Source organism: Vicingus serpentipes (assembly GCF_007993035.1).
Lineage (GTDB): Bacteria > Bacteroidota > Bacteroidia > Flavobacteriales_E > Vicingaceae > Vicingus > Vicingus serpentipes.
Map to the genome: position 1 here is coordinate 54,987 of NZ_VOOS01000007.1, position 8,023 is coordinate 63,009.

Here is an 8,023-nt window from a genome sequence, read left to right on the forward strand (position 1 = left end):
TATGAAAATTCTCATTTTTGCTACTCATCCAATACAGTATCAAGTTCCTATTTATCGAGAATTGAGTAAAAATTATGATTTAAAAGTAATTTATCTCTTAGAACAAACTAAAAAAGGACATGCTGATGCTGGTTTTGGTGTAGAATTTGAATGGGATATTCCTCTTACTGATGGGTATCAACATCAATACTTAAAAAACAAAGCAGAAACTGCTTCTAGCTCTTCTTACAAAGGGGTTATACTAGATGGTGAAGAGTTAAAAGATCTAACGCAGATGGAAAAACCTGACCTTGTGTTTATTAATGGATGGTTTCCTAAAGCATTAAAACAAATTATTAACTACTGCTATAAAAACAACATCAAAACAATTTGCAGGGGAGATTCTACTTTATTAATGACTAGTCATCCTTTAAAAAGGATAATAAAAGAAATATACATCAGAAGTATTGTAAGAAAAATTACTGCTTTTTTATATGTAGGAGAAGAAAATAAAAAATACTATCTCCATTATGGTGTAAAAGAAAATCAACTATACCCTGGTTTACATTGCATCAACACCCCTTTTTTTGAAAAAAAATTTAACGAAATTAAAAAGAGAGAATGGAATCAGGAGCATATTAATATTGGTTTTGCAGGTAAATTTATTGATATTAAACGTCCTTTGCTTATCGTATCCGCCATTGCAAATAGTAAGTACCAAAAACAACTTACGCTACAATTGATTGGTGATGGTCCTTTAAAAGTTGAAATAGAAAACGCTGCAAAAAAATTAAATGTAAACATCAATTTCCTTGGTTTTTTAAATCAATCTGAAATAGTAGAGAAAGGCTATCAACATATTGATTTTTTAGTTTTATCTTCTCGTAGCGAAACTTGGGGCTTAGTTATCAATGAAGTAATGACTGGAGGTATTCCTGCAATTGTTTCTGATACAGTAGGTTGTAATACCGATTTAATTGAAGAAGAAAAAACCGGTTTTGTATTTAGAAGTGGTGATGCCACTGATTTAAGTCAAAAAATTGATAAAATGGTGGAGATTTTATCTTCTAAAAATGATATGAATAAAAATGTATTAAATCACATCAAAAAATATTCGCTTGAAGAAACAATAAAAGGGTATAAAAAAGCAATTGAATATATTTGCTTTAAATGAATAGAAAAGAATATATCGATATTATGAAGGGAATAGGGATTATCTCTGTTGTTGCAGGTCATACATATATCGGTATTACCAAGCAAATCATATTTCTATTTCATATGCCGCTCTTTTTCTTTTTAGGTGGTTACCTATTTAAAACAAGGACTAATCAACTTCAATATATCAAAGACAAGTCAATTCATTTACTACTCCCTTATATTTCCTTTTTACTTCTTCTTTATTTCCCTTTCTATTATCCCTCTGCCTCTAACAGCTTTCATGCTTCTAGTTGGTTCAATTACTTTGCAATACCTATTGTTGGCGGTCAAGCCCTTTCAACTATAGTTGGTGTTTTTTGGTTTGTAACTTGCTTTTTTGTAACACAACAGTTATTTAATGTCTTAACCTTAAAATTTAGTAACTTAAAACTACAAATCGTTCTTATATTGTTTTTAATTATCAGTTACATAAATTCTACCTTTTACATAGATTTTTGGTTGCCTTGGAACATCAATGTTGTCTTTGCTGCTATTCCTTTTTTTTATATAGGGTTCCTTTTTAAAAATAGCCAATTAAAAATAAAATCATGGTTATTAATTACACTAAGTACCCTTGTTTTTATTAGTTCTTTCTTTATTACAACCAATACTTATGATATGAAATATGCGAAATATGGCATTCCTTTCGTTACTTTCTTTTCAAGTGTTATCATTATACTTTTTATTAAACTTATTTCTTCTAAAATCGAAAAGTACAAGTACATCTCAACGCCTTTTACTGCAATAGGAAAAGCATCTATGACTATTATGTACTTGCATATCCCAATAAAATTATTAATTAACTACTACCTTACTACTGATAAAACTTTCACTTTTATTTCGGCAATACTTATCTCTTTTTCCTTTCACCTCTTATTTTTAAAGTTTAGAATCTCTAGTGCTTTATTATTAGGGTCTAAAAAAGATTATATAAATATCATTAGAACTAAATAATGTCTAAGAAATTACTCATATATCGTAAAAAAAGACCTGAATTTAACAGCATTGAAAACGTTTTTAATGCACTTACTCCTTTTCTTAATATTGATAAAATTGAATTACCTTTTTTTAGTATTGGTATTATTAATCGTCTTAAAAACACTTTTTTTATAAAAAAGAAAAAAGCGAAGTTGAATCACATCACAGGTAATGACCATTATTTAGCATTAGGGTTGTCTAAAAAAACTGTAATTCTCACGATACATGATATTGAAATATTAAAAAGAACTACAGGTTTAAAAAAATATATTTTAAAAAAAATATGGTTCGATTGGCCTATCAAAAAATCTTCAATAATTACTACTATTTCTGAATTTACAAAGTCAGAATTGCTTCAAATCAATAATTACAAAACTCCGATTGTTGTAATTCCAGACCCTTTAACCCTTTCAATAAAATATTCTCCAAAAACATTTCATTCCGAATGTCCGGTTATTCTACATTTAGGTATAAAAGCGAACAAAAATTTACCTCAATTAATTGAAGCGTTAAATGGAATAAATTGCAAGTTAGTTATTATAGGAAAATCAAACAACATCATACTTCAACAGTTAAAAGAAAATGACATTGATTTTACATTTAAAACAAATGTAAGTAATGATGAAATAATACAGGAATTTCAAGCTTGTGACCTCCTATCTTTTGCCTCCATTTATGAAGGTTTTGGCTTACCCATTATTGAAGCTCAAGCAATGGGTAGAGTGGTCATTACATCTAACGTAGCTTCCATGCCAGAAGTGGCTGGAGATGGAGCTTATTTTGTGGATCCTTTTGATGCTAGTAGCATAAAAGAGGGTATTTTAGAATTAATCAATAATACTAACCTAAGAAAAGAACTAATTTTAAAAGGATTAGAAAATGTAAAACGTTTTGAACCTCAAAAAATAGCTAATCAATACCAAGAGTTATATAACAGTATTAAATGAAGCCTAAAATTCTCATATTCATTGACTGGTTCAAACCCGGATTTAAAGCTGGAGGACCGATACGCTCTATCAGTAATTTGGTTTCCCAACTAAATACTGAATGTGATTTTCACATCGTCACCCGAGATACTGATTATTTAGAAACTACTCCCTACGCTAATATAAAATCTAATGAATGGAATAGTGTTGATGATGCTCAAGTCTTTTACCTTTCTAAAGAAAATCAAAATAAAAAAAACATTCTAAAATTAATTCAAGAAATAAACCCAAATATAATCTATTGTAATAGTTTATATTCCCCTAAATTCACCCTTATCCCTATTATAATAGCTAAAAAGCTAAATATTAAAACTATTCTGGCAATAAGAGGAATGCTTTCTTCTGGTTCTTTAGCAGTTAAATCTAAAAAGAAAAAAGTGTTTATAAGACTAGTTAAATTAACTGGTTTATTTAATAAAACTCTTTTTCACGCTACAACAATAGATGAAAAAAAAGACATACTAAATACTTTTGGAGATAGAACGAAAATAAAAATTGCTGAGAATTTATCAGAAAATAAAGAAATTAAATTCCTTTATAAAACAAAAAAAGAAAATGAATTAAATATTGTATTTATTGGGAGAATTGCACCCGAAAAAAACACCTTATATGCAATTCAGGTTCTTTCTAACTGCACCCAAAAAATTAAATTAGATATTTTTGGTCCAATCTACAATGAAGCATATTTTAAGCAATGTAAAAATGCTATCAACCAATTACCATCAAATATCGTTATTGATTACAAAGGCGTTCTAAACCATGATATGTTAGACGAAACACTAATTAATTACCATGTTATTTATTTACCTTCAACTGGCGAAAATTTTGGACATAGTATAATTGAGGGAATGACTAATTCTTGCATACCTGTCATTTCAAACAAAACGCCTTGGCAAAATTTAGAAGAACAAAATATAGGGTTTGATATTGATTTAGCATGCGTAAATAAGTTTTCTGAAGCAATAGATAGTTTGGCTAAGATGAATGAAATTGAGTTAAACAAAATGAGGAAAAATAGTTTTTGTTTTGCTTCTAATGTTATCAATAATAAGGAAACCCTAAAAAAGTACTTATCTTTATTTGATCTAAACTAATTGATGAATCAAAAACTAAATACATACAATAACGATTGGTACAGTCCAGGAAAAAGTAAATTGACTTTACTAACTTGGTATTGTTTTAATGCAATATTTTTGAATTCTTATCTAATTCCTTTTTCTGCCTTTAAAATATTTATTTTAAAACTATTTGGTGCCCAAATTGGTAAAGGAGTAGTTATAAAACCTAAAGTAAATATTAAATATCCATGGAAACTTATAATAGGAAATTATAGCTGGATTGGTGAAGAAGTATGGATTGATAATCTAGATATGGTATCGATTGGAAAAAATTGTTGTTTATCACAAGGTTCATTTCTTTTATGTGGCAATCATAACTATAAAAAGTCAACTTTTGATTTAATGGTTGGTCCTATCAAACTAAAGGATGGTTCATGGATTGGTGCAAAAGCTACAGTATGCCCTGGTATAACACTTGAAGAAAACTCCATTTTAACTGTTGGTTCAATAGCTACAAAAAATTTAGAACCTAACGGAATTTATTCTGGGAATCCAGCTATTAAAATTAAAAACAGGATAATAAATGAGTAACCCCAAAGTTACCATAATTACTGTTTGTTATAATAGTGCTAAAACTATTGAAGATACCATACAATCTGTTATTAATCAGACGTACGATAATATCGAATATATTATTGTTGATGGACTTTCTACTGATAATACATTAGAAATTATTAACAAATACCAAGACAAAATTGCCACAATTGTTTCAGAGAAAGACAACGGTTTGTATGATGCTATTAACAAAGGTATTGGACTAGCTACTGGCGATATTATTGCCAACCTCAACTCTGATGATTTTTATGTTGATAACAATGTGATTGCTGATATTGTTGCCAAAATGGAAGATGAAAAAAGCGATACATTATATTCCGATTTGTATTATGTGGATGCTATTGACACGAGTAAAGTAACACGAAATTGGGTTTCTGGTCAATATGATAGCGGTATGTTTTTTAAAGGTTGGATGCCTCCCCACCCTACTTTTTTTGTACGAAAAAGAGTTTATGATAATTATGGGAAATTTAATTTAGAATTAAAATCAGCTGCTGATTACGAGATAATGCTCCGGTTTATACATAAACACGAATGTAGTATTAGTTATTTACCAAGAGTAACTGTAAGAATGCGAGTTGGAGGAGTAAGCAACGTAAGTTTGATAAACCGACTAAAAGCAAATCGAGAAGATAAACGTGCATGGGAGTTAAACGGATTAAAGCCAAAGCCTTACACTCTAATTTTTAAACCTTTATCTAAGGTATTACAATTTGTAAAGAAAAGTTAAAACTCCATTTCTTTAACATCATCAAACACCATTTTAACCCCTTCTTTTAAAGATATTTTGGCTTTCCAGCCCAGAGCTTCTAATTTTGACACATCCATTAATTTACGAGGTGTACCGTTTGGTTTAGAAGCATCAAATTTAAATGTACCTTGAAAACCACTAACTTCTTTCATAGTTTCAGCTAATTCTAAAACGGTAACATCTGTTCCTGTACCAATGTTAAAGATTTCTTCTCCATCGTAATTCTCCATCAAGAAAATACAAGCATCTGCCATGTCATCAACATGTAAAAACTCACGCATAGGTGTTCCATCTCCCCAAATTTCTATCTCTTGTAAATTGTTTCTTTTTGCTAAAGAGAATTTTCTAATAAATGAGGCAAACAAATGTGAATTTTCTGGATCATAATTATCGTTTGGGCCATACAGATTAGTTGGCATTACCGAAATAAAATTATCTCCATATTGTCTTCTATAAGATTCACATAACTTAATTCCTGCTATTTTAGCTATAGCATAAGGCTCATTAGTTGGTTCTAATTCACCAGTCAATAAATATTCTTCTTTAAGTGGTTGTCGAGCCATTTTAGGGTAAATACAAGATGAACCTAAAAACAACATCTTTTTTACTTTCGTATTATGACAAGCATGAACTACATTAAGTTCAATCATTAAATTATCATAAATAAATTCTGCCCGATAAATATTGTTTGCTAAGATACCTCCTACTTTCGCAGCACTCATAAATACATAATCAGGCTGTTCAGTAGCAAAAAAATCATTTACCTGCTGTTGATTGCGTAAATCTAATTCCTTTGATGTACGCGTAATAATATTATTAAATCCGTCTTTACGTAATTTACGCTCAATAGCAGAACCTACCATTCCTCGATGGCCTGCAATATAAATCTTATCTGTTTTATTCATTCTGATTTAAAATATCGTGACCACCTAGCTTTAAATATTCATCTCTTTTAAAAAGCTTCATATCTGCTTGAACCATGTCTTTACATAAGCTAGCTAAATCGTGCTTATGCTTCCATCCTAATTCTTTTTGTGCTTTACTAGGATCACCAATCAACAAGTCTACTTCAGTTGGCCTAAAATATTTAGGGTCAATTTCAACCAATACATTTCCAGTTGCTTTATCAAAACCTTTTTCATTTACACCTTCTCCAGTCCATTCTATTTCAATATCTACTTCTTTAAAAGACATCGTGACAAAATCACGAACAGTTGTTGTTGTTCCAGTAGCCAAAACATAATCATCTGCTACTTCTTGTTGTAACATCAACCACATCCCTTCTACATAGTCTTTTGCGTGTCCCCAATCTCTTTTTGCAGATATATTTCCTAAATAAATTTTCTCTTGTAAACCTAGCTTAATTTTAGCAACTCCTCTTGTAATTTTACGAGTCACAAAAGTTTCTCCTCTTAATGGACTTTCATGATTAAATAAAATACCGTTACAAGCATACATTCCATAAGCTTCACGATAATTTTTTACAATCCAAAAAGCATATAATTTAGCAACAGCATAAGGGCTACGTGGATAAAATGGTGTAGTCTCAGATTGAGGTACTTCCATTACTTTACCATATAATTCTGAAGTTGATGCTTGGTAAAATCTAGTTTTCTTTTCTAAGCCTAAAATACGAATAGCTTCTAATAAACGTAAAGCACCAGTCGCATCAGCATTTGCTGTATATTCAGGAACTTCGAAAGATACTTGGACATGTGACATCGCTGCCAAGTTATAAATTTCATCAGGCTGAACTTCTTGAACAATTCTTATCAAATTTGTAGAATCAGTCATATCCCCATAATGTAATTTAAACCTTACATTATCTTCATGCTGATCTTGATAAAGATGATCAATTCTATCTGTATTAAACAAAGAACTTCTTCTTTTAATACCATGTACTTCATAACCTTTCTCCAATAACAATTCTGCTAAATAAGCTCCATCTTGTCCGGTTACCCCTGTTATTAATGCTACTTTATTCATTTATTTATTTTATATGCAAGTATAAGCAATAAATATATTTTTTAACACAAAAAAAGGCGGTGATAAAATCACCGCCTTTTAAATATAAATTAAAAGAACTTATCTAATACTTACCTTTTCAGTTCGTATTACTTGCCCTTTAGTATCAACTAATTGAACAAAATAAACTCCCATTGAGAATTCACTCACATTCATCTTAATGATTGAATTATTTACTCTATCTGAAACTAGAGTCTCACCTAAGATATTAATTAATCTAACTTGATCAACTTCTAAATTAGCTGTTTCAATAATTAAAGTTTCAGAAGCTGGGTTAGGGTAAATTCTAATATCATAAAGAACAACTTCTTCTATACCTGTACATAAATCAACCGTAATTGTACCTGTAGCATTTATTGCTGCTCCACAGCCTCCTGTTAATGGTATACTATAAGTAAACGTTCCACTTGCTGTTGGTGTTCCACTTATCGTAA

General features: G+C 30.0%; 9 protein-coding genes. 6 read left to right on the forward strand and 3 right to left on the reverse strand.

Annotated elements, in window-relative coordinates; genetic code table 11:
* Position 1: 1 nt before the first annotated feature.
* Genes FRY74_RS12635 through FRY74_RS12660 form a run of 6 tightly spaced genes read left to right on the forward strand, consistent with a single transcriptional unit; the run spans position 2 to position 5,543 of the window.
* A complete protein-coding gene (locus tag FRY74_RS12635; protein WP_147102180.1) occupies positions 2-1,153 on the forward strand; it encodes a glycosyltransferase family 4 protein in 1,152 nt (383 codons plus the stop codon).
* Entirely contained in the window at positions 1,150-2,130 is a 981-nt protein-coding gene (locus FRY74_RS12640; RefSeq protein ID WP_147102182.1) for an acyltransferase family protein, read from the forward strand. The genes FRY74_RS12635 and FRY74_RS12640 overlap by 4 nt, the downstream gene beginning before the upstream one ends.
* Positions 2,130-3,101: a glycosyltransferase family 4 protein gene (locus tag FRY74_RS12645; RefSeq protein ID WP_147102184.1), complete on the forward strand. Its 972-nt coding sequence runs from the start codon at positions 2,130-2,132 to the stop codon at positions 3,099-3,101. The genes FRY74_RS12640 and FRY74_RS12645 overlap by 1 nt, the downstream gene beginning before the upstream one ends.
* Complete coding sequence (locus FRY74_RS12650) at positions 3,098-4,234, forward strand: glycosyltransferase (protein ID WP_147102186.1); 1,137 nt, start codon at positions 3,098-3,100, stop codon at positions 4,232-4,234. The genes FRY74_RS12645 and FRY74_RS12650 overlap by 4 nt, the downstream gene beginning before the upstream one ends.
* Before the next feature lie 3 nt (positions 4,235-4,237).
* The gene (locus tag FRY74_RS12655) at positions 4,238-4,789 is read left to right on the forward strand and encodes a putative colanic acid biosynthesis acetyltransferase (protein WP_147102187.1); all 552 of its coding nucleotides are present in this window, start codon (positions 4,238-4,240) and stop codon (positions 4,787-4,789) included.
* Positions 4,782-5,543, forward strand: a complete 762-nt coding sequence (locus FRY74_RS12660; protein ID WP_147102189.1) for a glycosyltransferase family 2 protein — start codon at positions 4,782-4,784, stop codon at positions 5,541-5,543. Before FRY74_RS12655 ends, FRY74_RS12660 begins: the two co-directional genes overlap by 8 nt.
* Here the strand turns inward: FRY74_RS12660 and FRY74_RS12665 are convergent.
* The 3 genes from FRY74_RS12665 to FRY74_RS12675 form a co-directional block, all read right to left on the reverse strand.
* Complete coding sequence (locus tag FRY74_RS12665; protein WP_147102191.1) at positions 5,540-6,469, reverse strand: GDP-L-fucose synthase family protein; 930 nt, start codon at positions 6,467-6,469, stop codon at positions 5,540-5,542. The genes FRY74_RS12660 and FRY74_RS12665 overlap by 4 nt on opposite strands.
* The gene (gmd, locus tag FRY74_RS12670) at positions 6,462-7,550 is read right to left on the reverse strand and encodes a GDP-mannose 4,6-dehydratase (RefSeq protein WP_147102193.1); all 1,089 of its coding nucleotides are present in this window, start codon (positions 7,548-7,550) and stop codon (positions 6,462-6,464) included. Before gmd ends, FRY74_RS12665 begins: the two co-directional genes overlap by 8 nt.
* Before the next feature lie 99 nt (positions 7,551-7,649).
* Positions 7,650-8,023, reverse strand: a 374-nt coding sequence (locus FRY74_RS12675) for a T9SS type A sorting domain-containing protein (protein ID WP_147102195.1), incomplete at its 5' end; no start/stop codon positions are given.